At 51.6% G+C, this 24,660-nt stretch carries 15 protein-coding genes; 9 read left to right on the top strand and 6 right to left on the bottom strand.

Going from position 1 to position 24,660, the window contains the following annotated elements:
- Window positions 1–72 precede the first annotated feature (72 nt).
- Window positions 73–945 carry an AraC family transcriptional regulator gene (locus ABDW36_RS07330; protein WP_343701228.1) on the bottom strand — a complete coding sequence of 291 codons (873 nt, stop codon included), beginning with the start codon at window positions 943–945 and terminating at the stop codon, window positions 73–75.
- 121 nt (window positions 946–1,066) lie between these two features.
- Between ABDW36_RS07330 and ABDW36_RS07325 the strand changes: the two genes are divergently transcribed.
- From ABDW36_RS07325 to ABDW36_RS07285, 9 genes are all read left to right on the top strand, one after another.
- Window positions 1,067–2,467: a sugar porter family MFS transporter gene (locus ABDW36_RS07325; RefSeq protein ID WP_343701227.1), complete on the top strand. Its 1,401-nt coding sequence runs from the start codon at window positions 1,067–1,069 to the stop codon at window positions 2,465–2,467.
- 74 nt (window positions 2,468–2,541) lie between these two features.
- Window positions 2,542–3,960: a hypothetical protein gene (locus ABDW36_RS07320; protein WP_343701226.1), complete on the top strand. Its 1,419-nt coding sequence runs from the start codon at window positions 2,542–2,544 to the stop codon at window positions 3,958–3,960.
- 126 nt (window positions 3,961–4,086) lie between these two features.
- Window positions 4,087–4,863: an SDR family oxidoreductase gene (locus ABDW36_RS07315; protein ID WP_343701225.1), complete on the top strand. Its 777-nt coding sequence runs from the start codon at window positions 4,087–4,089 to the stop codon at window positions 4,861–4,863.
- A gap of 26 nt (window positions 4,864–4,889) precedes the next feature.
- Window positions 4,890–6,116, top strand: coding sequence for a mandelate racemase/muconate lactonizing enzyme family protein (locus ABDW36_RS07310; RefSeq protein ID WP_343701224.1), 1,227 nt, complete (start codon window positions 4,890–4,892; stop codon window positions 6,114–6,116).
- Between the two features lie 11 nt (window positions 6,117–6,127).
- The gene (locus ABDW36_RS07305; protein ID WP_343701223.1) at window positions 6,128–7,411 is read left to right on the top strand and encodes an aspartate aminotransferase family protein; all 1,284 of its coding nucleotides are present in this window, start codon (window positions 6,128–6,130) and stop codon (window positions 7,409–7,411) included.
- A 9-nt stretch (window positions 7,412–7,420) separates the two neighbouring features.
- The gene (locus ABDW36_RS07300) at window positions 7,421–8,914 is read left to right on the top strand and encodes a M81 family metallopeptidase (protein WP_343701222.1); all 1,494 of its coding nucleotides are present in this window, start codon (window positions 7,421–7,423) and stop codon (window positions 8,912–8,914) included.
- 252 nt (window positions 8,915–9,166) lie between these two features.
- Window positions 9,167–12,286 (top strand): TonB-dependent receptor, encoded by a 3,120-nt coding sequence (locus ABDW36_RS07295; RefSeq protein ID WP_343701221.1) that lies wholly within the window; start codon window positions 9,167–9,169, stop codon window positions 12,284–12,286.
- A gap of 25 nt (window positions 12,287–12,311) precedes the next feature.
- A complete protein-coding gene (locus ABDW36_RS07290; RefSeq protein ID WP_343701220.1) occupies window positions 12,312–13,745 on the top strand; it encodes a RagB/SusD family nutrient uptake outer membrane protein in 1,434 nt (477 codons plus the stop codon).
- Window positions 13,746–13,773: 28 nt separating this feature from the next.
- On the top strand, window positions 13,774–14,898 hold the full coding sequence (locus tag ABDW36_RS07285) for a hypothetical protein (protein WP_343701219.1): 1,125 nt from the start codon (window positions 13,774–13,776) through the stop codon (window positions 14,896–14,898).
- A 62-nt stretch (window positions 14,899–14,960) separates the two neighbouring features.
- Here ABDW36_RS07285 and ABDW36_RS07280 read toward each other — a convergent pair whose 3' ends face one another.
- Genes ABDW36_RS07280 through ABDW36_RS07260 form a run of 5 tightly spaced genes read right to left on the bottom strand, consistent with a single transcriptional unit; the run spans window position 14,961 to window position 24,655 of the window.
- On the bottom strand, window positions 14,961–16,394 hold the full coding sequence (locus ABDW36_RS07280) for an arylsulfatase (protein WP_343701218.1): 1,434 nt from the start codon (window positions 16,392–16,394) through the stop codon (window positions 14,961–14,963).
- A 20-nt stretch (window positions 16,395–16,414) separates the two neighbouring features.
- Window positions 16,415–20,458: a two-component regulator propeller domain-containing protein gene (locus ABDW36_RS07275; RefSeq protein ID WP_343701704.1), complete on the bottom strand. Its 4,044-nt coding sequence runs from the start codon at window positions 20,456–20,458 to the stop codon at window positions 16,415–16,417.
- Window positions 20,459–20,502: 44 nt separating this feature from the next.
- Window positions 20,503–21,918, bottom strand: a complete 1,416-nt coding sequence (locus ABDW36_RS07270) for a sulfatase (protein WP_343701217.1) — start codon at window positions 21,916–21,918, stop codon at window positions 20,503–20,505.
- A 10-nt stretch (window positions 21,919–21,928) separates the two neighbouring features.
- Window positions 21,929–23,329 (bottom strand): sulfatase, encoded by a 1,401-nt coding sequence (locus ABDW36_RS07265; protein ID WP_343701216.1) that lies wholly within the window; start codon window positions 23,327–23,329, stop codon window positions 21,929–21,931.
- Window positions 23,330–23,332: 3 nt separating this feature from the next.
- A complete protein-coding gene (locus ABDW36_RS07260) occupies window positions 23,333–24,655 on the bottom strand; it encodes an alkaline phosphatase family protein (RefSeq protein WP_343701215.1) in 1,323 nt (440 codons plus the stop codon).
- Window positions 24,656–24,660 lie beyond the last annotated feature (5 nt).

The raw sequence follows: 24,660 nt of genomic DNA, 5'->3' as shown, positions 1-24,660 counted from the left end.
TGTTGAATGCTATAACAAGATACTGAAATTAACGGGGTGGTGTTTCGTACAGGCCGTAACCGGTAGATATTGCTATATCTCTTTCAGATACTTCTTGGCATAGGCCTTGGCCGTAAGCCCCGTAATGAGCTTGAACTGCCGGTTGAAATGGGAAAGGTTGTTGTAGCCAGACTCGAATGATATCTCAGAAATGGTCATGTCATTTTTGATCAGCAGCTTGCACGCATTGAGCACCCTGATCTCGTTCAGCACCTGGAAGCAGGTTTTGTTGGTACGTGACTTGAAGTACCGGCAGAAAGACGCCTTGCTCAGGTTCACCAGCGCCGCCACTTCCTCAATGGTTACATCCCGGTTAAAATTTTTCATCAGGAAATTCATCACCGTGTTGATGCGCTCCGTATCGTTGGTATTGACGGAATTGGCGTAACCGGGACTGGACAGCAACGTGTAATCTTTCGTGTGCGCAATCTTGTCCAGCGTTTTCAGAAAGAGGCTCAGCCGCTCAATACCGGAAGCCCGGTAGGTGCTTTTGATCAGCTCTGCTATCTCCGCATGGTCACCGCCCTGTATCAGTACACCTTGCTGCCCGCGCTGGAACAGCTTTTGAATATGCGTGAACTCCACCAGGTCAAAGAAACCGTTGCCCAGTGAATCTTCTTTAAAGTGTATCACGTATACGTCCACCTTCAGGTCTTCATTTTGCTGGTAGAAATCCTTGTCATTACGCCATACATGCGGCAGATTGGAGCCGATGAACATCAGGTCCCCATCCGTGAAGTTGCCGATATGGTTGCCCATGAACCGGATGCCATAGCTTTTTTCTACGAAAATGATCTCGTACTCCGGGTGATAGTGCCATGGATAATCCATGTAATCCGTAATTTCCCGCTTTACAGCCAGGGACGAAGAATCGCTCAAAAAGATCTTTTCAAGGGCCGGTTGCATCAATTACACATTTATATTGCTTGTGAAAATAAGAAATAAAGGAAATACATGCAAATATAGTGTCGTAAGCAGAAAATATAGGCGTTGCTTTCAACATGGTTGAAGGATAGTTTTGTTGATTATGACAGACAAAGGCTCAGGAAAATTCTACATCTACATCATATCGCTGGTAGCGTCTATCGGCGGGTTTCTGTTCGGGTACGATCTTGTGATCATCTCCGGCGCGTTACCCTTCCTGGAGCAGGATTTTGGTCTTACACCCGCTCTGAAGGGTTTTGCCGTGAGCAGCGCTATCCTTGGCGCCATATCAGGCCCCCTGGTGGGCCTGTGGTTTGCTGACAGGCTGGGCCGCCGCAAAACAATGATGCTTGCTTCTTTCTTCTTTATGATATCGGCCATTGGCAGCGGGCTTGCTGCAGGCATCTGGGACTTTGGGCTATGGCGGTTCGTGGGCGGCCTGGGAATCGGGCTGGCCATGATGTCATCCCCCATCTACATTGCGGAACTGGCGCCCCCGCAGATGCGCGGCGTGCTGGTGAATGTTAACCAGCTTTCCAACGTTATCGGCATCAACCTGGCGGTAATAGCGGGCTACTTTTTTTCTTTTGACGGCTGGGGCTGGCGGTGGATGATGTTTTCCGAAGGCGTGCCTGTGGTGTTTCTCATACTGGGTCTGCTGGTGATACCCGAAAGCCCCCGCTGGCTGGTAACCCGGCAACGCGGCGGGGAGGCCCTGAAAATACTGGAGAAGATCAACGGAAGAAAACGTGCGGAGCAGGAGCTTGGCGAGATCCAAGCCGGCCTGCAGCAGGAAGCGGGAGGAGGGTTCGGTGAGCTCTTCCAGCCGGGTATCAGAACGGCGGTGATCATTGGCACTATCCTCATGATATTTTCACAGATCAACGGTGTGAACATGATCCTGTTATATGCGCCCACCATTATGGCGGAGGCTGGCGTGAGCATGGGCTCCAGCGCTATTCTCAGCTCCATTCCCGTATATTTCGTCATCTTCCTGTGCACCCTGCTGGCTTTTCCGCTCATCAAAAAGTTCAGCCGCCGCGGCTTGCTGATTGCCAGCGTTTCACTGATGGCGTTGGGGCACCTGGTAATGGCCGTTAACTTACAACTGGGCTGGCCGCCCATGTATACGCTTATACCCATGCTGATCGGTACAGGCGCGTTCACGCTTGGTTTTGCGCCGCTCAGCTGGATCATTGTGTCAGAAATATTCCCCACGCGCATCCGCAGCAAGGCGCTGGCAGTGGTTTGTTTCTTCCTCTACCTGTCATCTTTCCTCATTGCGCAGTTCTTCCCCGTAATAACGGATTATTTCACCCGCAACTTTGGCAACGCGGCCGGTGTATACCTGCTGTTTGCCGCTGTATGTTCTGCCTGCGTATGGTTCTCCTGGAAAAAAGTGCCTGAAACCAAAGGCCTCAGCCTTGAAGAAATAGGTAGTTTCTGGGGAAAGAAAGGCACGGAAAGCAGCTATGTGAAAAATAATTTGCTGGAGCATACATGAAGCCACTGAAGCCTATTGCTTTTTACATTTGATTTGGATATAATTGAGAGATCAAATGACCAGGCAGTGTTTTTATGATGAAAAGTGATGAACTGTTAATTGGCTGGGCCGTAGAGGACATTACTCCTCACGGCCCTGTGGTGCTTTTCGGGCAGTATTATGACAGGCATTCCCGTTACGTGCAAAGTGCGCTCACTGCTACGGCATGCGCTATGGAGTCTGGCAACGGGAAAGAGCAGGCCATACTGATCTCGGTAGATCTTATCTGGTGTACCGCCGCCCTGCTGCAGGCGCTCAAATCGGTATTGCAAACGCAACTTCCCGGCTTTGACAGCCGGTACCTGGTGGTTAACGCCACTCATACCCATTCTGCACCGGCGCCTGACATTGAAACGGACTACGGGCGGCAATTGCTGGATAAGCTAGGGGCATTGGCCGTAAAGGCATGGCAGAACAGGAAGCCCGCAGGCATCAGCCGCGCACTGGAATATGCCGTGGTAGGCCATAACCGCCGCGTGCGGTATGCAGACGGGTCTGCTGAAATGTACGGCGCAATCGACCGGCCTGATTTCACAGGTATAGAAGGCCCCACAGACAGCGCGGTGGATATGCTGTTTTGCTGGGATGCCGCCGGCCGGCTCACCGGCGTTGTGATGAACGTACCCTGCCCAGCACAGGTAACGGAAGCAAAGTATTTTGTATCTGCCGATTTCTGGAGTGAAGTAAGAAGACATCTCCGGCAACAATTTGGTGAAGGAGTGCACCTGCTCCCGCAATGCGGCGCCGCGGGAGATATTTCTCCCCGTAACCTCACGCGCCCCTATACACCAGACGAACCTAATATGTGGGACCTCCCCGGCATGGAAGAAGCCGGCCGCAGGTTGGCCCGCGCCTTGATGGCCGCATATCCGCCAGCGGAAAAGGCCGTTCAGTACCAGCCCGTTTTCAGACATGCTGTGGCCGAAGTGCAGATTCCGGCAAGGACTGTAACAGAGCAGGAATTTGAAGAAGCAAAAATCATGGTGGAAGATATCCGTTCCCGTGAACCGGAAGACCCTGCCTCTCCACATACAGCATTCAACCGCTTCCTCGCAGAGATCAGGGCCAATGAGGCCCTACGTGAATACGGCCCCTGGGATAACAAAAATACAGATTACGGCATCCTCCGTAAAAAAGAGATCATCCTCTCGCAATATGCCAGGCATAAAGAACAGCCCTTCTACCCCGTGCTCATACATGCTATCCGCATTGGCAACGCGGTGATGGCAACCAACCCTTTTGAACTGTTCGTTGACTACGGCGCCCGCATCAAAGGCCGCAGCAAAGCGGCACAAACTTTCATTGTACAACTCAGCGACGATTACTATGACTACCTGCCTACACAAACGGCCATTGAAGGTGGTGGCTACAGCGCCATAGCCACGCCTGTTGGGCCAGACGGCGGGGCTGTGCTGGTGGAAGAAACGCTGCGGCTGATCAACGGGTTGTTCTAGACATTACCACCCCTTCCCTCATTAATACGAATATAGTGTCGCGATATGAAACTATAGTGGCTGATTAAATGCAGCCTCCTGGATACTTTTGTTGTTATACGATCAGCATTTCTAATTCAATATTCAATGAAAGAAAATAACGATGGCGGGCCGGGAAAGAAGTGCCTGGTAACAGGAGGAGCGGGAGGCCTGGGCACAGCTATTTGTACTACGCTTTGCATGGCGGGGTACCGTGTGTTCCTGCATGACCTCCCTACATCACCCGGAGCGGAAGTGGCAGCGCAGATCAATGCTGCAGCAGGCGCCCCGCGCGTTACATTCCTCTCCGGCAACCTTGCAGACCTGGATGCCCTCCGCTGCCAGGCAGACCTGCTGCTGCAGGAAGAAGGCAACATTGATGTGCTGGTCAACAACGGCGGCATCGATACCATTGGGGAACTGGATGGCGTCTCCCTTCATGAATTCCAGGACACGCAAACTATCAACTCCAGCGCAGCATTTGTGCTCTCGCAGGCGCTGAGCCCGGGCATGAAACAACAGGGAGGCGGGCAGATCGTGAACATCATGAGCATTATACTCAGTGGCGGCTGGAACGCGCGCGTGCCATATGCCATGTCTAAAGGCTCTCTGCTCGGCCTTACCCGTGCACTGGCACGGGAGCTGGGACCTTTCAACATTCGCGTGAACGCGGTCAGCCCCGGCGCCATCCCCACCAATATGGAACGTAAATTCTGGACAGACAGCCGTGAGGAGCTGGACAAATTCATTCTCGACAAACAGGCCCTGAAATTTCGCGCCACACCGCAAGACGTAGCAGATGCGGTATTTTTCCTCATATCGGAACAAAGCCGCTTCATCACCGGCCACGAACTGCATGTGAACGGCGGATGGTACATGGGATAAGTCAATCATACAAAAGCACGATGTCAATGATCAGGATCACAAAAATAGAAACCGTACACATCTCTCACCTGCTGATGCTGCGCGTGCATACAGACGCAGGCATTACCGGCTGCGGCGAAACATATTACGCACCAGGCGCAGTAGCCGCCATGCTGCACGACTGGATGTCTGAAAAACTGCTTGGCGCCAACGCGCTGGACATAGAAAAACACTGGCGTTTTTTTTATCAGCGCTTCATGAACTTCGGCGGCCGGGGAGCGGAAATTCGCGCCATTTCAGCGCTTGACCTCGCGCTCTGGGACATTCTGGGGCAAAGCTGCGGCCTGCCCGTGTGGCAATTGCTTGGCGGTTGCACGCAAGCCATATTGCCTGCCTACAACAGCGCCGGCGGTACCAGCTATGGCGTTCCCGTTTCCGGTGGCGCAGACCAGCGCAGGCAGCCGCTTTTCTGGCCCGGCCACGGCAGCGCGGGATTTGATGGCCCGCTGGAAGACAACTGGGCCAGCATTCACCGGCCGGCAGAATATGCGGAAGAACTGATACGCGAAGGATACACCGCCATGAAAATGTGGGCGCTTGATCCGCTCGCGCACCGCGCCGGGGGAACCCTGCACCTGGGCTGGAAAGAGCTGAAGGCGGCATTGGCGCCACTGTTCAAGGTAAGGGAAAAGGTGGGGTACGATATCGAGATCATGCTGGACGGTCACGGCTTCTTCCAATGGCCCGCCGCCATGCGCATAGCCGAAGTAATGCGGGACATCAAGCCGCTCTGGATGGAAGACGTACTCCGCACAGACAATATGGACGCACTGAAACGCTTCCGGGACGCGGCCGGCGTTCCCATTGCGGTAAGCGAGATGCTCACCGTACGCGATGATTACCGCCAGGTATTGGAAAACGGAGGGGCAGACTATATTATGATAGACCCCACCTGGGTAGGCGGCATTTCCGAAACACGCCGCATCACGGAAATGGCCATTCCCTATAACATACCCGTTACCATGCACGATTGTACCGGCCCGCTTACCCTGCTTGCCGGCGTACATGTAGGCATCAGTAATCATAACGTGGTATACCAGGAGAGCGTTCGCGCCCACCTGCGCGTAGCCTATAAAAAACTGATAGATACAGACATTACGGTGGAAAAGGGCGGCATACCGGCCCCGCTGCGGCCGGGAATCGGCGCGGCCTGGCTGCCTGAATTATTCAGTGAAACAAATCCCGCCTACAGGGCAACTGTGTGGCAACCATAAAAATTGAAAGCATGGAACATATACGTTCGGAACAATTGTACGCGGAAGCATGTGAGATCATACCCTGCGGCGTATCCAGCTCAATGCGAAAAAATGTGAAGCCCCTGCTTTTTTTTGAGCGGGCAGACGGGCCGTATTATTTTGATGTGGACGGCAACCGGTATATAGATTACACATTGGCATGGGGCCCGCTGATAGCAGGCAGCAATCATCCATTGATTAACAAAGCGGTGGCCGAGCAATTGCAGAAAAGTTATACGCTGGGTGCGCAGCATCCGCTGGAGGTAGCGCTGGCCCAAAAACTCACCAGTATCCTGCCGGGTTTGGAGCAGGTAGCTTTCAGCAACACGGGCAGCGAAGCGGTGCAGTCCGCCATCCGGATTGCCCGCACTTATACGGGCCGCAGCAAGATCGTGAAATTTGAGGGCCACTATCACGGGTGGCTGAACAACATATTGGTCAGCTATAAACCGCAGCCCGCCCAGCTGGGCAGTCCCTCGGCCAGCTGCGGCGGTCAGCCTGCGCCTGAATTCGAGGATACGCTGGTATTGCCCTGGAATAATCTGGAGGCGGTAAAAGAACTGCTGGCCACACGCGGCCACGAAATTGCCTGTGTGATCACAGAACCGGTGCTAGCCAATTCAGGCTGTTGCATGCCCAATGACGGGTATCTGCAGGGAATCATCGATTGCTGCCAGGAGCACGGTGTGGTATCTATATTCGATGAAGTGATCACCGGCTTCCGCCTGGCACTTGGGGGCGCGCGCGAGTATTTCGGTCTCCGGCCAGACCTGTCAGTCTACGCAAAAGCGATAGCGGGCGGTTTTACCATGGCGGCGCTTGGCGGCCGGAAAGATATCTTTGAGGTGATACGCGAAGGTAAAACCATTCACGCGGGCACTTACAACGGCGCTTCTGTGAACCTTGCGGCGGCGCTGGCTACGCTCAATATTCTATCCGGAGAAAATTGTTTTGCACAGCTGCATGCGTACGGCCATGCCCTGCGCGAGCACCTGCAGCTGGCCGCTGCCAATGCAGGCCTCAACCTGGTGACCACCGGCGCGGGCAGTGTATTCAGCATGCACTTCGGCTTAACGGAGGCGCCACGTAACTATGCAGATACCCTGGCGGCCGATACCACGCTATTTGCAAAATTCAGGGGCCTGATGCTCGAAGAAGGCATTCACCTGCTGCCAGACGGACGGTGGTATATTGGCATTACGCATACGGATGTGGAACTGGCTGCCACCCGGCAGGCTATTGATCATACTTTTGCGGCAATGCGCAAGTCATAAACATCAGATATGGTACCAACTGTTTTTGTTGCCGGCCTCTTTCATGAAACGCATACCTTTCTTAACGAAAGAACCGGGTTGGACAGCTTCAGGAAAATGGCGCTGTTCCATGGGCAGGAGATCATTGCGAACAACAACGGCTCCGGTTCTCCAATGGACGGCTTTCTCTCCTTTGCCAGGGAAAGGCACTGGCATGTAATACCAGGCATCCAGATGGCGGCCATGCCTTCCGGCATGGTGGAAGAGGAAGTTTTGAACTATTTCAGGGAGCATTTTTTTGCTGCGCTGGAGAAAAGCTGGGCCTCGCTGAACGCAGTGTACCTGGTACTGCACGGCGCAATGGTCTGCGAAAACACGCACGATGTAGAAGGCCGGGTACTGCAGGAACTGCAGCAATTTCTCTCCAGCCGGGGAAAACATATACCAGTAGTGGCTGTGCTGGACCTGCATGCCAATATATCACCACTAATGGTTGAAAACAGCACCTGCCTGTATGCGTACCGGAAAAATCCGCATACGGATGCCAGGGAAGCAGCCATCAGGGCTGCCATGCTGCTGGAAAAGATCATGATGAAGCCGGGTGTACAGCAGGTGTTCCATGCCACTCCCTACATTATTCCGCCCACCGGCCTGGGGACAGATGCAGACCCAATGAAAGCGGTGCTGCATAAAGCTGCCACTATAGAGGCGGCTAACCCGGAAATACTTTGCATCAACGTATTGGGAGGGTTCGCCTACGCTGACATCGAAGATTGTGGTTTCAGCTTTACCTGCTGCACCCGTGGAAGTGCGGAACAGGCAGAGGCATGGCTCGCGGAGCTGGAACTGGAATTAACAAAATACCTGTATGCTGCATATCCCGAAGAGAACACACTTGACGAGGTGCTGGCGCTTACCGGGCAACAAACACCCGTATTGCTGATAGAAGCATCAGATAATATCGGCGGTGGTACGCCTGGAGATGGCACCGGTATTCTTTTGCCGCTGCTGGCTGCTGGTAAAAAAGGGGTAGTTGCCGTATTGAATGATGCTGCGGCCGTGCAGGAATGTTTTAATGCAGGTACGGGCCGAAATGTATTGTTGCGGATAGGCGCAAAAACAGACAGTTTTCACGGAGAGCCGGTGGAATTTGAAGGAACAGTACAGAATCTGACTGACGGCCGCTTTGAACTGGAGAATAAAAACTCCCACCTGGCTTCCATCACCGGTACGCATGTGAACATGGGCCCCTGCGCCGTGGTATCGAACAAACAGGCCACCATATTGCTCACTACGCATAAAACACCGCCAATGGACCTGGGGCAGTTACGTTCACAGGGAATTGTACCGGAGGCGGCGCACTACATCATTGTAAAAGCCGCGGTGTCTCACAAGCAGGCGTATGACCCGGTGGCCGCCGCATCGTTTTATATTGACAGTCCCGGTCTGTGTACCAGCAATCTTGCAAGGCTGCCCTACAGGCATATAGGGCACAAGATCATTGGTTTACCGGCAAAGGGATGAATCAGGCCGCACTTGCCATTTGCATCAAATGGCAACAATTCTTTTGTACGATGCAAATATGATGTCATACTTGGATAACCACGTGTCCATTTAGGAATGGAATACGAACTATTTTTGAAAAGGCTTGAGGGAGCCTTTTTCAACCAGAACAAATAAGCATTATCAACCACGCACAGCCGTTTCCGCAAACGGCTCGGTGACTTTTTTTTGAATTTTTTGAAGTATACCGCTATGAATGTATCAGCTGTTTTAATGATCGCAATGTCTCTGGGTATGGCCGGCGCCGCCAACGCCGCACCGGCCCCCGGAATCACACAGCCTGCCGGCATCAGCCACACCGCGGCCCGCCCGCCTGTAACCGGCAGGGTAACGGATGCCGCCGGCCAGCCGCTGGAGGGGGTATCCGTATTTGTAAAGGGTACGCAGCGGGGAACCGCCACCAATGAAGATGGCCGTTTTGAACTGGACGCCGCCAAAGGAGATGTGCTCGTGTTCCGTATTGTAGGATACAAAGAGCTCAGCGTAATTGTTGGGGACAAGGGAATTCCCGCCGTAGTGCTGGAACGCAGCCTGTCAGACCTTGATGAAGTGGTGGTGGTAGGGTATGGCACTTCTTCCAAACGCCGACTGACCACGGCTATCGCCAAAGTGTCCGGCGCTGATATCGCCAAACAACCAGTTACCAATCCCGGAGACGCACTGGCCGGCCTGGCCGCTGGTGTGCAGGTGCAGTCCGCTTCAGGCAGCATGCCGGGTGAAACGCCTACTATCCGCATTCGCGGCATCGGCTCCATGGGCGCAGCCAACGATCCGCTGTACGTGGTAGATGGCTACCCTCTGCCCAATGCCGCACAGTTCCAGCGTATCAACGTGGCCGATATAGAATCCATTGAACTGCTGAAAGATGCTGCTTCTGCCGCTATTTACGGCTCCCGTGCCGCCAATGGCGTGGTGATCGTTACAACCAAACGCGGAAAGGCTGGTAAAACAAGCTTTAACGTCAGCGCCTATACCGGTGTGCAAAGCGTATACCGTAAAATGGACATGATGAACAAAAGCGAGTACCTGCAATATGCGAAAGATGCTACCAGGGCCATGAACGGCCGTTACCCGGACATATTTGACACGCCTGAGCTGCTGCCGGATACCGACTGGCAGGATGTGATTTTCCGCTCCGCCCCTATGTCAGACATACAGGTAAGCGCCCGCGGCGGCAACGAAAAGGTGCGCTTCTCTATTTCGGGCAACTATACCACGCAAAAAGGCGTGATGATCGGTACCGACTACAAGATGGGTACCGTGAATGCCAATATAGATGCGGACCTCAGCTCAAAACTGAAAATCGGCGCAAGCTTTGCCCCTTCTTTTACTACCCGCAACCTGAAGCCAGGCCCCGGTACGGGCGGCCCTGCTTCTTATGTGCCGGTATACGCAGCCATGCTGATGCCACCGGTAGTGCCGGTACACCTGCCCAATGGCGACTATGGGCAAAACAACGTGCTGCCGTATACACAGTACGGCTTCAGCGAGCCGGGTATTCACAACCCGCTGGCAGTACTGGAACTGTATGAGAACAAACAGAATTATTCCGGCCTGCTCAGCAATATTTTCCTGCAATGGGAACCCATAAAAGGGCTGCAATTCAAATCTCAGGGCGGTGTAACCGCCGGCGCCACCACGTATAGCGAGTACACACCTTCTACGCTCGCGTACGCAAGCGCGCCCTTCGCCAACCTTTCCAATCCCCTGCTGACCGGCCTCGCCAGCCAGGTATCGAGCAACCGCATAGCCGGCTGGTTGTGGGAAAACACTCTCAACTACAGCCGCAGCCTGAAAGGCGGTCATAACCTTTCCGGTATGTTGCTGTATTCCATGCAGCGATACAGCGGTACCAGCACTGCCACGCGCGGCAGGGCAGGTTCATTCGTGAACGACCAGGTACATAACCCCGCTGCGGCCACCGACCAGATCGGCTCGCTGGGTTATGAGCTGAACAGTTTTCTTTCTTATGCCGCGCGCGTGAACTACGATTACAAGAACAAATATCTCCTTTCCGCCTCCATTCGTACAGACGCTTCTTCCCGCTTCGGCCCTGACAACCGGTACGGGGTATTCCAGTCCTACTCCGCCGGCTGGCGCATCACTGAAGAAGCTTTCATGCAAAACCAGCGGATCTTCGACGAACTGAAAATAAGGGCCAGCTATGGCGAAACCGGCAATGCCAACATCGGTGACTTTACCTGGATGAGCGGCATCGGTTATGCCAACTATAGCCTGGGAGACCAGCGGGTACCCGGTGTGTTCCAAAGCGGGTACATGAACAAGGAACTGACGTGGGAAAAGAACAAGCAGCTGGGTATTGGCCTGGAAGCGGCTTTTCTCAAGGAAAGGATTTACCTGACGGTAGATCTTTACAACAAGGAAACCGACGGCATGCTCTTCTCCAAAGAACTGCCCGGCGTAATCGGCTATGCTACTTCTTTCCAGACCAATATCGGCAAACTGCGCAACAGGGGTTTTGAAGTAGAGCTCAATACCCGCAACATGCAGGGTGCCTTCAAATGGAACACCAATTTCAACATTGCTTACAACCGCTCGGAGGTGATGGACCTGGGTGGCAGGTCGTCACTCAATACATTTGCCGGTACCGGCGGCTGGCCCAACGTATACCGGGTAGAGGTAGGCAAACCACTGGGCAGCTTCTACGGGTTCATTATAGATGGCGTGTTCAAGAATGCTGAAGAACTGCAAAAAAGCCCGAAATGGCCTGGTTCCGGCGTAGGTGATTACAAGATCCGTGACGTGAATGGTGACGGCGAGATCAACGAAGGAGACCGCACCCTGCTGGGCAACGGTTTCCCCGATTATGTGTACGGTATCACCAACAATTTCTCTTACAGGAACTTCGATCTGAGCATCCTGTTCCAGGGTACCCTGGGTAATGGCATCATTAACGGCGCGGCGCGCCACTCCCAGTTGTGGATAGGCAAGTTCAATGCCGTTAAGGATATGGCCAATAATTACTTCCGTCCGGAAGAGCCTGACAGGGATGTAAAGTACGCCCGTGTAGGCCCCCGCGCAGGTTTTGCCACGGCCAGCCATTTAAGCTCTTATGCCGTGTACAGCGGGTCATTCCTCCGGCTGAGGAACGTTACGCTGGGTTATAGCCTGCCGGACGCCATTGCTAAAAGAATGATGCTGCAATCTGCCCGCCTGTATGTAACGGCGCAGAACCTCTTTACCCTCACGGAATACCCCGGCTTCAACCCTGAACCCAGCCAGTACGGCGCGTCCGTTTACCAGCCGGGTACAGACCAGGGCGGCTATCCGCTTGCAAAAAGCATTATGGTTGGTATCAACATTGGGTTTTAATTGATCACGAAAAAATTAAGAGCAGATGAAATCGCATACATATAAACTGATGGGCATAGCCGCGCTGACGTTGGCCCTGGGGCAGAGCTGCAAGGACTTTGTGGACCTGAAATCGCCCACGGTTGTGAACAGGGACGACTATTTCAATCGCGAATCAGATATAACGGCCGCTGTTAACGGCATGTACAACAGCCTCCGCGGGTACTATGGCAACTACTTCATTGTAGCGGAAATACCATCAGACAATACGGAAGCAAACGGCGCCAACCTTGGTTATGCAGATATGGACCAGCAAACCTGGCTGAACAATAACGGGTACGTGCAGTCGCTCTGGCTGAACTCCTACTCCACCATCAGCCGCGCCAATATTATCCTCGACAAGATAGACGGGGTAACAATGAACGATAACCTGAAGAACCAGTACAAGGGTGAGGCCCTCTTCGTGCGCTCGCTAATGTATTTTCAGCTGGCCCAGTTTTTTGGGGACGTGCCGCTCATTCTGAAGGAAGTAAAAACGGAAGCCGAAGCTTATAGCTACCAGCGTGAAGCAGTCAGCAAAATTTATGCGCAGCTGGAAACAGACCTGCAGACTGCTGCGGAAGGGCTGCCGCCTGTTCATACCGGCACCGCCCTGGGCCGTGCTCCCAAAGCTGCCGCGCAGGCATTGCTGGCCAAAATGTATATTGCCACCAGGCAGTTCGGAAAAGCTGTGCCTGTATTGAAAGCCATTACAGAAGCGGGCAATTTCGGGCTGCTTGACAGCTATGAGGCGGTATTCAGCGCTACCAACCGCAACAACCGGGAGATCATTTACTCCGTGCAATATCTCGCCGCCGGCAACGGCGAGGGCAGCAACTTCTGCATCGCCTTTGCCCCGTTCGGCTCTGGTACGGAAGTGACAACAGGCGGTTTCCCTGCGGGCTCCAACCAGGGTACGGAAGACCTGTTTAATGCCTTTGAGACGGGAGACCTTCGTAAAAACGTGGCTATTGCGCGCTATCCCTCCACCAATGCCCTTTACACCCGGAAGTTCATAGACCGGCCCATTGCCTCCAACGAAGGCAGGAACAACTGGCCCGTAATCCGGTATGCAGACGTGCTGCTGATGTACGCGGAAGCGCTCAACGAAACCGGGGCCACCGGCGAAGCTATCAAGCCGCTGAACGAAGTGCGCAAACGCGCCGGCCTGGGAAATGTAGCAGATGAGGGACAGCCGGCACTGCGCAACATTATCCAGAAAGAGCGCCGCGTAGAGCTTTGTTTTGAAGGCCACCGCTGGCTTGATTTGCTGCGTACCGGCAGCATGCTGCAGGTAATGAGGGATTACAAGGAAAAGTATACCGGTGTTGGGTATCTCGTGGAGAACTACGATATTAAGGACCGGAATGTACTGTATCCCATACCGTTCAGGGAACGGAGCCTGAACCCTGCGCTGTCGCAGAACGAAGGGTACGATTGATTTATTGAAGAGTTAAACAAGCACAGATATGAGGTTAATTGCAATGTTGCTGGGTTTGCTATGCTGTACTGCGGCAATGGCCAACCCGGTCACTCCCAACGATTTTAAGAAAGGAACTGATAGCGACCGGATTGAGGCGGCCATACGCGAAGCGCTGCGCACCGGTGTTAATTCCATCGAGATCCCCCGGTGGAACCAGCAGCGCAAGGCGGCGCAATGGCTGATAGACAGGGCTATACTGGTGCCGTCTGATTTTACGCTGGTATTGAATGATTGCCTTATAAGGCTTTCGCCCGGCACGGCAGACAACATTATCACCAATACCGGGGCCCGTACCACACCCTTGTCATCCAACAAAAACATCCGCATCATTGGTAAAGGCAACGCTGTGCTCAGCGGAGGCCTGCAGGCTCACTTCAACCCACCGGGAGACAAGAGCGGCTACCGCACCATCGGGATTTTGTTGTATGACACAGAACACTTCACCATAGAAGGCTTCACGATGGAAGAAACGCAGGCTTGGGCCATCTCCATGGAACACGGTTGCGCCTACGGCAGGGTGGCCAATATCAATTTTGCCAACACCAACAAGTTTCCTAACCAGGATGGCGTGGATGTACGCAAAGGCTGCCACGACATTGTAATCGAGAACATTACCGGCGTAACCGGCGATGACGTGATTGCGCTCACCGGCCTGGCCACTCCTAATGATACCGCCAAAACCAGCATGCAGGTAGGCGGGCGCCTGCCGCGCGCTAACGATGATATTTACAATATCACCATCCGCAATATACAAGCCAAGGTAATAGGCGGGCACGCGCTGGTACGCCTGCTGAACCAGGACGGGATCAAACTCTATAACATCTTTGTATCCGATATCCTGGATACATCTACTGAAAATGAGATCAGGCCCGCTGCCGGCATCAGGATAGGCGAAGAGCACTACTGGTCATCCCGGATGAACGTGCTCGGAGAAACATACAACATAGTGGTAGACAATGTACGGACAAGAGCCAAATCTGCCGTAAAGATCGTGGGCACCCTGAAGAACGCAACCTTCAGGAACATTGTCAGCCATGGCGGCAACTCGCAGTTGATAGAATTTGGCCGGCAACCGGTGGAAGGGGTGAAGATAGACGGCCAAAAGCTGTAGTAATGAAAAAAATATGGCTGCCATCAGGCAGCCATATTTTTTTCATTTGTATTCTCTGGAGGTTATTGCGTGATCTTCCATTCCCTGGGCGCCTTGTACCCCTTCCGCCCCTGGCCATAAGGAGGCACTTCTACAGCCGGTTTGATCTCATCATACGTTGCCACCAGCTCATTCAGTTGCCAGTAAATATCAGGATGCTGCGCCTTTACGTCCTTCTTTTCGAAAGGATCGGCCAGGATATTAAAAAGCATATCCTCCGTATGCACCATTTTGTTGTTGCCGCTATTGGCCTTTACCAGTTTCCATTGATTGTGTATAATGCTCCCGTACCCCAGATAAAAGTTCCTGTCAATTTCTTTTTTATCACCTTTTAAAACAGCAAGCATGTCAACGCCATCATAAGGTTTGGCAGGCGCTGTTTTTACACCTGCAATTGCACGCAAGGTAGGCGCCACATCTACGTAACCGATCACCTGCCTCACTGTTCTTCCCCCCTTAAAACCATTCGGCCATTTAATGATTGCCGGAGATCTTACCCCGCCGTCCCATTCCTGGAATTTCAATCCTCTCAGCTCGCCGCTGCTGCCGCCTTCTCCCGGCGCCGCCCCGTTGTCGCTATGAAACAACACCAGGGTGTTATCATCTATATTCAGGTCTTTGAGTGTTTGCAATATTCTTCCAATGCCCCTGTCCATACAGGTAACCATGGCTGCGTAGGTTTGCCAGCGGGTGTTTCCCCTGCCTTCTGCGCCTTCGCCATCCGCTTCGCCGCCACCGGGCTTCCCGAAGCCGGGTTTACTCTCATCATAACCATACAGAAGCAGGTCTTCCTTTTTGGCCTGCAGCGGGCCGTGCGGCGCGTTGTAGGCCACATACATGAAAAAAGGCGGGTCTTCCGCAGCGTATTTCTTTATACACCTCACCGCCTCATCGGAAATGAGGTCTGTAGAGTAGCCTTTGTCATAAGAAGTTTGCTCATCATTGTGCCAATCAAGCTCACCCTCCCTTTCATGTGTAAAATAATTGATAGCGCCGTTGTAATGCCCATAAAAATGAGTAAAACCTCTTTGCAACGGAAGATATTTCCGTGACGCGTGGCCCAGGTGCCATTTACCGATAACGGCCCTGTTGGCATACCCTGCCTGCTGCAACATTTGCGGAATGTATTCTTCCGTCACGTCTACCCCAAAACTGCTCCATGGCGGCACCACCGTCTGGCGGAGCCCGAAACGGTTGGGATACCTGCCCGTCATCAGCCCGGCCCTTGTAGGCGAGCAAATAGGGGCGGTATAATAACGGCTGAGAATAACCCCTTCCCTGGCCAACTGGTCAAGGTGAGGTGTTTTTATTTTACTGCCATGAAAACCTACATCGGCCCAACCCAGGTCATCAGCCAGTATGATGATGATATTGGGGCGCCGGGCCGATTGGCCGCAGGCATTCTTCAAATTGCCCGTCAGAAGGGCAAGCACCATAAAAAGGAAACCTATTTTCATACAAGAACAAAAACGTTTTTTTACCCGGTAATATCGTCTATCGTAATATTTGATTTTCCTGCATACTTTTCTGTGAACTCACGGGGCGTAAGGTTGAACTGCTGCATAAAACATTTGGAAAAATAAGACGGTGAATTGAAGCCGGTGAGATAGCCTACTTCGGAAATATTGTGTTCACCGCTCAGCAACAATTTGGCCGCATTCTTCAAACGGATCAAACGGATAAACTCGTTGGGCACATGCCCTGAAATAGCCTTTAATTTTTTATGCAGGCTTGACCGGCTCATGGCCATTTCCCGGCTTAGTTCTTCTACTGACAATTGTGAATCGGTAATCCTTTCCTCAATAATAGTGATCAGTTTCTCTACAAATTTCTTATCGTGTGTATTGGTGGTCAGCGTGTTCACATCGGCAAAGGGCTGTTGGGTAAACTTATGCATCAGCCGGGCTCTCGATTCAAACAGGTTTTTAATAACCACAGCCACGTGCTTCCACTTGAAAGGTTTGGTGATGTAGGCATCTGCGCCGCTTTCAATACCGGATATCTCTGAGTCTGTATTACCCTTTGCCGTCAGCAGGATGAGGGGAATATGGCTGTAATTGATATTGCCCTTCACCTCCCTGCAAAATTCGATCCCGTCTATTTCAGGCATCATCACGTCTGAAACGATCAGCTCAACGGCATTTGTCTCCAGCAGCTTCAGGGCCTCTTTACCGTTGGTAGCGCAAAGGCATTTATAACCTTCTGATTTAAGGCTTTTCGAAAGGAATTCAAGCAGGGAAAGATCGTCCTCTGCTATAAGTATCACCTGCTGGTCTTCCGTCTGCTCCTTTGGCTCCTGCCTGGGAATGTCCTGCACAATTGCTCCCGTTTCTTTTGCCTCATAGGGGATAAGCACAGTAAAAACGGTTTTCACACCTTCCTTGCTTTCCACTTTCAGCTTTCCGCCGTGCTTTTCAGTAAGTGATTTTGCCAATGCAAGGCCAATGCCCGTTCCGCCCATGTTATTGTGCTGCTGTTCAGACGGCAGCTTGAAAAATGCCTTGAAAATATTATCAAGCTGGCTGGCGGGTATGCCTATACCATCATCTTCAACGCTTACGGAAAACAGCTGCTGACCCTGTTCATTGGTAACAGGCTCATTGACGCGGATCTCCACCTTGCTGCGCGTAAATTTAAAAGCATTGATCAGCAGGTTGTTCAGGATCTTTATCACCGCTTCCGGGTCAGCATGCACCATCAGCCGGTTGATATTGGTAACCATGGTGAAACGGATGCCCTTTTGATAAGAAATAGCGGAGAATCTTGAGTAGACGGAGTGGATGAACGAGATCAGCTCTATCTCCTCCGTGCGGATGGTATAAATATCGCTTTCAATCCTCCTGAAATCAAGCAGCTGGCTCACCAGCTTCAGCAGGCGGTCAGAGTTTTCGTCCATGATCTCCAACTGCTCTTTTACCTCCGGTTTCCATTCTTCTATTTCCATCAGCTTTTCCAGCGGCGCAATAATGAGCGACAAGGGAGTACGGATCTCATGCGCCATGGTGGTAAAGAACTCGATCTTTTGGTTATAGAATTCTTTTTCCCGCTGAATTTTTAACCGCTCCAGGTTAGCTTCATTTCTCTTCCTGGCCTGCCTGATCGAAAAGTTCCTGAAACCAATAATGGCGGCTATGAGCAGAATGGTATAAAAGATATAGGCCAGCGTTGACCGGTAAAAGGGAGGTTTTACGATCACGGCAATATTGGCCGTCTTTTCATTCCAGTTACCGGCGTTATCGGTTGACTTTACGTGGAAAACATACTTTCCGGGCGGCAGGTTGGTGTAGGTGGCCTTACGCTGGGTGCCTACATAATTCCAGTTATCGTCAAACCCCTCCATTTTGTAAGCATATTGTATCTTTTCAGGGGCCAGGTAACTCAATGCGGCATATTCAAAACTCAAAACAGACTGGTGGTGCTGCAGGGTAATTGATTGCTCAAACCCTACCAGCTTGCTCAACGGGCCTTTTTCCCCGTCAATGGCTACATCTTTATTGAACAGCTGAAAATTGGTGAGTGCAATATAACTCGGGAGCACTGCGTCATGAATACTATCCGGTGAAAAAGCATTGAAGCCGTGAACACCGCCGAAATAAAATTTGCCGTCAGAAGCCTTGAGGTAAGCCTTGTAGTTGAATTGTTTACTCTGCAGGTTATCCCAATTGGTAAACAGCCTGCTCTTTTGCGACCCGGGAGAAAATTTAATAATGCCTTCGTTGGTAGATAACCAGAGATCGCTGTTACCATCCTGCAAAATGCCGAACACAATGGTGCTTATTCCCTGTTGCCCGTTATACGCCTTGAATGTTTTGCTCTTTATATTAAAACAGTTCAGCCCTCCGCCATCGGTGCCCAGCCATAAATTTCCTTCATGATCGTCCAGCAGGGAGATAACCCGGTTGGAACTAATGCTGCCAGGTCTGCCATTTGCGGAAAAACGCATCCAGCTGTTGGTTTTCCTGTTTTTGCCGATGAGACCGTTGTCATACGTGGCAATCCAGATATTATTAAAATCATCTTCATATACCGCGTATATGCAGTTATTCCGTAGGTTCATTTCGTGTACCCTGATGAATGCGTCTTTTTCCGGGTTGTAAATGTTCAGGCCTGCCACGGTACCTACCCAAATTACGCCCTGCCTGTCTTCATAAATGGTATAGATGCTATTATTGCTTAACGACGTAGTATCATGAGGATTATGAGTATATTTTTTTACAGCCCCGGTCTGAGGGTCATAAATATTCAGGCCGCCCGTAAAGGTACCGATCCACAACCTGCCTTTTTTGTCTTTGAATAAAGCATGTATGTTATGGTAAGAGAGATTTTGCTGTGAGGAAACAAAGGGGAAATGCCTGAACGTTTTGTTATGCGCATCAAAATAATTGAGCCCGGCATTTTCCGTACCGATCCAGAAATAGCCTGGCTTGTCTTCCAGGAAGCTGCTTACAGCATTCCCCGACAAAGAATTACTTTCGCCGGTAGCGTAATACAATTCAAAATTTGACCCTTTGCCGGGGAAATAGTTAACGCCGCCAAAATAAGTACCCACCCATATGCCGCCTTCCTTGTCAGGGTGAATAGCATACACGGCATTGTCGCTTATACTGAACGGATCGTTGCTTTTATTAGTGTAAACGGTGAACCGTTGCGTAGCTATGTCAAGAATATTCAGCCCTTTTTCTGTTCCGATATACAACTTGTCAGGAGAGGGCTGAAAAATGGCGCGCACTATATTGTCGCTGATGGCATTGGAGCCGCCTGCTTTATACGTTCTGAATTTGCCGGTGCTTTTCGACCATACGCTCAACCCGCCGGACAGCGTGCCCGCCCAAATGTCGCCTTTCAGGTCTTTGTACATGGTGAGAATCTGGTTGCTGGACAGATCACCATCCTTGTTTCCTGCTTTGTAATGCCTGAACGAGAGCGTTTTGGGGTCCAGCACGTCTATGCCACCGCCAAAAGTACCGATCCAGATATTGCCTTCGTTGTCCTCAACCAGTTTGCGTATCTGGTTCACAGACACCGTATTGCTGTCATTGGGTATTGCCCGGAACTGCCTGAGCTGTTTCCCGTCCGGATCATACCTCCACAAACCGCCGCCCTTTGTTCCCATCCAGATGATGCCGTTGCTGCCTTTGAGTATCTCAAAAACGGGTTTTCTGCCCATGGCTTCCAGCAACGTAAACTTTTCAGTTTCCAGGTCCAGGATGTAAACCCCACCCGCAGTTCCCAGCCAGAACGTTTTACTGTCAAACCGGCAAATAGCATGAATGAAATTGTTACCCAGTGTTTGTTTCCCCTTACCTGCCTGGTAAGATTTAAACTGGTAGCCGTCAAACCGGTTCAGCCCATTTTTAGTACCAAACCACATATAGCCTCTGTCATCCTGCATGATATTCCATACTGTATTGGAACAAAGACCATTTATGGCGGAATAGTTCCGGAGAAGTATCTGCTGGCCGAACGCCTGCGTACAAAGCAGCGTCAGCAGGACAGGAATCAATTTTTTAAGGTGGATCATCATAACACGCTCCTTCGTTTGACAATATACGCGGACCCTGGATGCTAGTGCTTTGCCTGAGGTTTGCCTGCAGACAAATCTGGCGCTTCAGCATTTACCTCTTTCTTCCACCGGTCCAGCAGCTCCTTCAGCTCTTTTGCCTTTGCAGGCGCACTACCTGCCAGATTATTTTTTTCTCCGGGATCGTTTTTCAGGTCGTACAATTCTATCCGCTTATCCAGGTAAAACTCCAGTAATTTATAATTGCCCTTCCTGACAGCGCTTGCCATGCGCGGTTTCCACTTCCCTGTTTCAGACGGGTAGTGCCAGAAAAAAGCGTCTCTTTGCGGCGCTTTGCCGCCGGTGAGCAAGGGCAGGATGCTTTTGCCGTCCAGCAGGTAGCCCGGAGCGTTTTTACCGCCGGCCGCTTCAAGGAAGGTTGGGTAAAAATCAAGACTGGTAACGGGCTCCTGGCTGGTAGTACCTGGCTTTATCTTTCCGGGCCATTTCATGATCAGGCACTCCCTTATGCCGCCTTCATACAGCCAGGTTTTGCCGGCCCTCAGATGCCCGTTGTTAGCAACTTTGCCCGCCCCTCCGTTGTCGGAAAAAAATACCAGCAGCGTGTTTTTGTCCAGCTCATGTTTTTCCAGCGTTTCCATGATCAATCCCACACCGGCGTCAATGCTTTCCAACATGGCTGCCAGGTAAGGATTATCTTTATGATCCGCTTCATGCCTTTTATTCCCGGCCCCATAAAACTTTTCCGCCTGGCCTTCGCCGTAACGGGCATCGAATTTCTTTTTGTATTTCTCTACAAGGTGCTCCGGCGCATCCAGCCGCGTATGTACACTGTAAAAAGAAAGATAAAGAAAGAAAGGGGCTTTTTGGTTTTTTTCTATGAAGCGTGAGGCCTCCTCACATTGCCGGTCTGTCAGGTATTCATTGTCCCTGCCCGTTGCAAATGTGCTGATCTTGTCATAAGGAAAGAAATAATCCCCGTCTGCAATGTATTTGGTTTCAGAACCGATCACCTCGTCAAAACCATGTTGCTGCGGACTGCCTTTCGGGTCCTGATAATCCGTATCAAGATGCCATTTACCGATAATGCCGGTATGGTACCCCGCTTTAGACAGGGCTTCATTCACCGTAACGTACTTTGCCGGGTCAAGGAAACGTTCCGTTTTTGCCGGCAGAAAATCGGTAATGCCCACCCTGGCGGGGTATTGCCCGGTCATGATGCTGGCCCTGGTGGGTGAACAAAGAGGAGCTGCTGCATAGGCCTGCATGAACTTCATTCCCTGCATTGACAACTTGTCCAGGTTGGGCGTTTCATTGAAGTTGTTGCCATAACAGCCTAATTCTCCCCATCCCAGGTCATCTGCCATAATAAAAATGATATTAGGCTTCCGGTCTTGCGCATAAGTCATCAGCTGCGTCAGCAGCAGCGCACATATTAACCCTATATGGTTCTTCCTCATATTAATCAGCTTATTTTTCTTTTGCATATGACTTATCAATATCGGCGCCTGTATCTCCCTGTTGTTTCATCCACTCTTTCAACCGCCTGGTATATTCTTCTATCTTGCTCTTGTACCGGGCGTCGGCAGCCAGATTATTCAATTCAAAGGGGTCATTCTTCAGGTCATAAAATTCAACGGCAGGCCGTGTTTCTATACGCTTTACCAGCTTGCTGTCTGCGGCAGACACTTCTGCCTGTGCCTTCCAGGTATTCCAGTAGCTTTTTTTCTTTTCCGGGTTCATCATGTGTTTGATGTAATAACTTTTATCCGGGGTAAGATTGAGTATCAGCTTATAGCGTTGGTCCCTGATGTCGCGGATGGGATAGGACGGGCCCTCCGGCCCATTATTATGGATGCCGAAGGCATACTCCCTGTGCTGGCTGCTTTCACCCGCTAACACCGGTAAAAAGCTTTTACCGTCCAGGCCGTTTACAGGTTTGCCGCCAGCAATAGCTACCAGTGTGGGCGTAATGTCTTCATACTGTACAATGGCGTCTGTATGCGTACCAGCCTTGACCTTTCCAGGCCATTTTACGATCATGGAACTTCTCTGGCCGTTATCCCAAAGCGTCCATTTGCCGCCGGGGAACTGCGGCCCCTGCTCTCCCAGGAAAATGAAGATGGTATTATCTTCCTGGCCTGTTTCTTTCAACAATTGCATCACATCGCCTACCTGGTTATCCAGCCGCCTCACTTCGGCCAGGTACTTGGTGAATGCCTCCCGTACATCACGGGTATCTACCCAATGCGGCGGAAGTACCAGTTTGCCGGCGTCAAACTCGGAAGGGTCTCCCATAGTCCAGGGGGCATGTGGATTGATGCTCATCACGAAGAGGCAAAACGGCCCCGTCTCTTTGCTGGTGATAAACTTTTTTATTTCATCAAGAGAGTAGTCATCAGTAGGCGCCACGCAATTAGGCTGAAAGCCTTCAATAAACTTGAACGGGAATACAGAGGCGGGTTTTGTGCTGTGGTTCTTGCCCGTCAGCGCTACGGTATAGCCCTGGTCTCCCAGGTAGTGGCAAACACTTTTCAGTCCATCGTATACTGGTTTATGGTTCTGAAACGAGCCATGCCGTACCGGGTAGAGGCCGGTGAAAAGAGAAGCCCTGGTGGGCACGCACATGGCTTCCGAAGCAATCATCTGGTCAAACCTCATGCCCTGGGCGGCAAGCTGGTCGATATTTTTTGTCCGGATGTTCTTCCCGCCATAACAGCTCAATTGCCGCGAGTCAAGGTCGTCCGCCATGATGATGACAATGTTCGGCCGTTTCTTTTCCACCACCAGAGAGTCTTTGGCCGAAACAAGGCAGCAGCACAGCATGCAGGCCATCCAGCCGTAAAAAGATTTCACAAACAGATTTCTCATACTTTATTTTTTTTCGGTTAAGATTCCCGGCGTCAGAACGCCGTCCGGAGCGGTGAACGGAAGGTTAAGAAGCGCTGCAACCAGCGGTGCAATGTCTTTCACACCCATTTCTCCAATCCGCTGTTGTTTTGTTATGCCGGCGCCAAAGGCGATGAATCCGGTGTTGATCTCGTCAAAATCAGGGAAGTAACCATGATTACCACCATTTTTTCTTGGTTTGATCAATTCCCCGGAAACATCATTATTGACAACTATGCCCTTTTCCATAGCCAATGCCATGGCTACTTCCGGGTTAGCGCCGGCTTTGTCCAGCTCGTCCCGGTCAATAATGCAGAACAGCTTCCGCTGTTCTTCCGGCAGCCCGTTCAACAGTTCTTTCACTTTATTTACCGTTGCTTTATCATTTTTGTTTTTCACATACAGGAAAGCGGAGCCGCCCACACCGTGGAACTTAGCGGCCCAGCCGTTCTCCCGGATCAGGCCCGCCTGCTGCAATAAAATATTGGGCGAGAACGTATACTTTGAATCCACAAAGCCGTGATCTCCGGTAATGATAACCGCCGTCTGGTTTTGCAGGCCGGCATCTGTAACAGATTTCATCACCACGTTGACCATGCTGTCAATAACCGATACGGCGTGTTTTGTTTCAGCCGCGTCCCTGCCGTGCTGATGCTGCATATGGTCCGCTCCCAGAAAATGCAGGGCCAGCAGGTTGGGGTGGTATGTTTTAAAAATATATGCTCCCATCAGCCCGATGGTGACATCAAGATGCTCGTCATCAAAACTTTTAGCGGATAACTTTCCGGTGGCCTTGGCCTGTATTTCGTCCATCAGCCCGGCTGGCGTTACATAAGGGAGGGTGATGGTCAGCTGATCTGCTTTTTCATCTTTATCTGCCCGGCGCACCGGGAAGTTATAGTCAATGGGGGCGCCCACGGTCACGGGCCACATTACAGCGCCCGAACGCAGGCCTGCCTTTTTCACGGCATCCCACAGGGTAGGGGTTTTGATGTAGCTTTCTTCCCAATACCAATGCCCCTTTTTCTCACCAAAAGGAACATTATAATAAATGCCATGACGCGCTGGTAAAGCGCCTGTTATAATGGAAGTGTGAGCAGGATAAGTTACAGAAGGGAAAACACTCCTGACGCCGTCAGCGTAAACGCCTGCTTCCTTCCAGCGTTGCAGGTGCTTCGCCGGCCAGGAAGCGTCTTTGTAAAAATCTGGCCGGAAACCGTCAATGCTGATCAGGATCACATGTTTTACCTGCGCAGTAAGCGCGGGCGCGCTGCAAAGCATTCCTAAAAACAAGATCATTTTTTTCATACGTA

The sequence above is a fragment of the Chitinophaga sp. genome (assembly GCF_039596455.1).
GTDB lineage: Bacteria > Bacteroidota > Bacteroidia > Chitinophagales > Chitinophagaceae > Chitinophaga.
Note: the sequence above shows the minus strand (reverse complement) of the source record. Positions and strands in the feature narration are given on the sequence as shown.

What these genes read in the sequence shown, in the direction of transcription:
- ABDW36_RS07330 (WP_343701228.1), bottom strand. Translation starts at nt 945, where the DNA reads ATGCAACCGGCCCTTGAAAAGATCTTTTTGAGCGATTCTTCGTCCCTG.
- ABDW36_RS07325 (WP_343701227.1), top strand. Translation starts at nt 1,067, where the DNA reads ATGACAGACAAAGGCTCAGGAAAATTCTACATCTACATCATATCGCTG.
- ABDW36_RS07320 (WP_343701226.1), top strand. Translation starts at nt 2,542, where the DNA reads ATGATGAAAAGTGATGAACTGTTAATTGGCTGGGCCGTAGAGGACATT.
- ABDW36_RS07315 (WP_343701225.1), top strand. Translation starts at nt 4,087, where the DNA reads ATGAAAGAAAATAACGATGGCGGGCCGGGAAAGAAGTGCCTGGTAACA.
- ABDW36_RS07310 (WP_343701224.1), top strand. Translation starts at nt 4,890, where the DNA reads ATGATCAGGATCACAAAAATAGAAACCGTACACATCTCTCACCTGCTG.
- ABDW36_RS07305 (WP_343701223.1), top strand. Translation starts at nt 6,128, where the DNA reads ATGGAACATATACGTTCGGAACAATTGTACGCGGAAGCATGTGAGATC.
- ABDW36_RS07300 (WP_343701222.1), top strand. Translation starts at nt 7,421, where the DNA reads ATGGTACCAACTGTTTTTGTTGCCGGCCTCTTTCATGAAACGCATACC.
- ABDW36_RS07295 (WP_343701221.1), top strand. Translation starts at nt 9,167, where the DNA reads ATGATCGCAATGTCTCTGGGTATGGCCGGCGCCGCCAACGCCGCACCG.
- ABDW36_RS07290 (WP_343701220.1), top strand. Translation starts at nt 12,312, where the DNA reads ATGAAATCGCATACATATAAACTGATGGGCATAGCCGCGCTGACGTTG.
- ABDW36_RS07285 (WP_343701219.1), top strand. Translation starts at nt 13,774, where the DNA reads ATGAGGTTAATTGCAATGTTGCTGGGTTTGCTATGCTGTACTGCGGCA.
- ABDW36_RS07280 (WP_343701218.1), bottom strand. Translation starts at nt 16,394, where the DNA reads ATGAAAATAGGTTTCCTTTTTATGGTGCTTGCCCTTCTGACGGGCAAT.
- ABDW36_RS07275 (WP_343701704.1), bottom strand. Translation starts at nt 20,458, where the DNA reads ATGATCCACCTTAAAAAATTGATTCCTGTCCTGCTGACGCTGCTTTGT.
- ABDW36_RS07270 (WP_343701217.1), bottom strand. Translation starts at nt 21,918, where the DNA reads ATGAGGAAGAACCATATAGGGTTAATATGTGCGCTGCTGCTGACGCAG.
- ABDW36_RS07265 (WP_343701216.1), bottom strand. Translation starts at nt 23,329, where the DNA reads ATGAGAAATCTGTTTGTGAAATCTTTTTACGGCTGGATGGCCTGCATG.
- ABDW36_RS07260 (WP_343701215.1), bottom strand. Translation starts at nt 24,655, where the DNA reads ATGAAAAAAATGATCTTGTTTTTAGGAATGCTTTGCAGCGCGCCCGCG.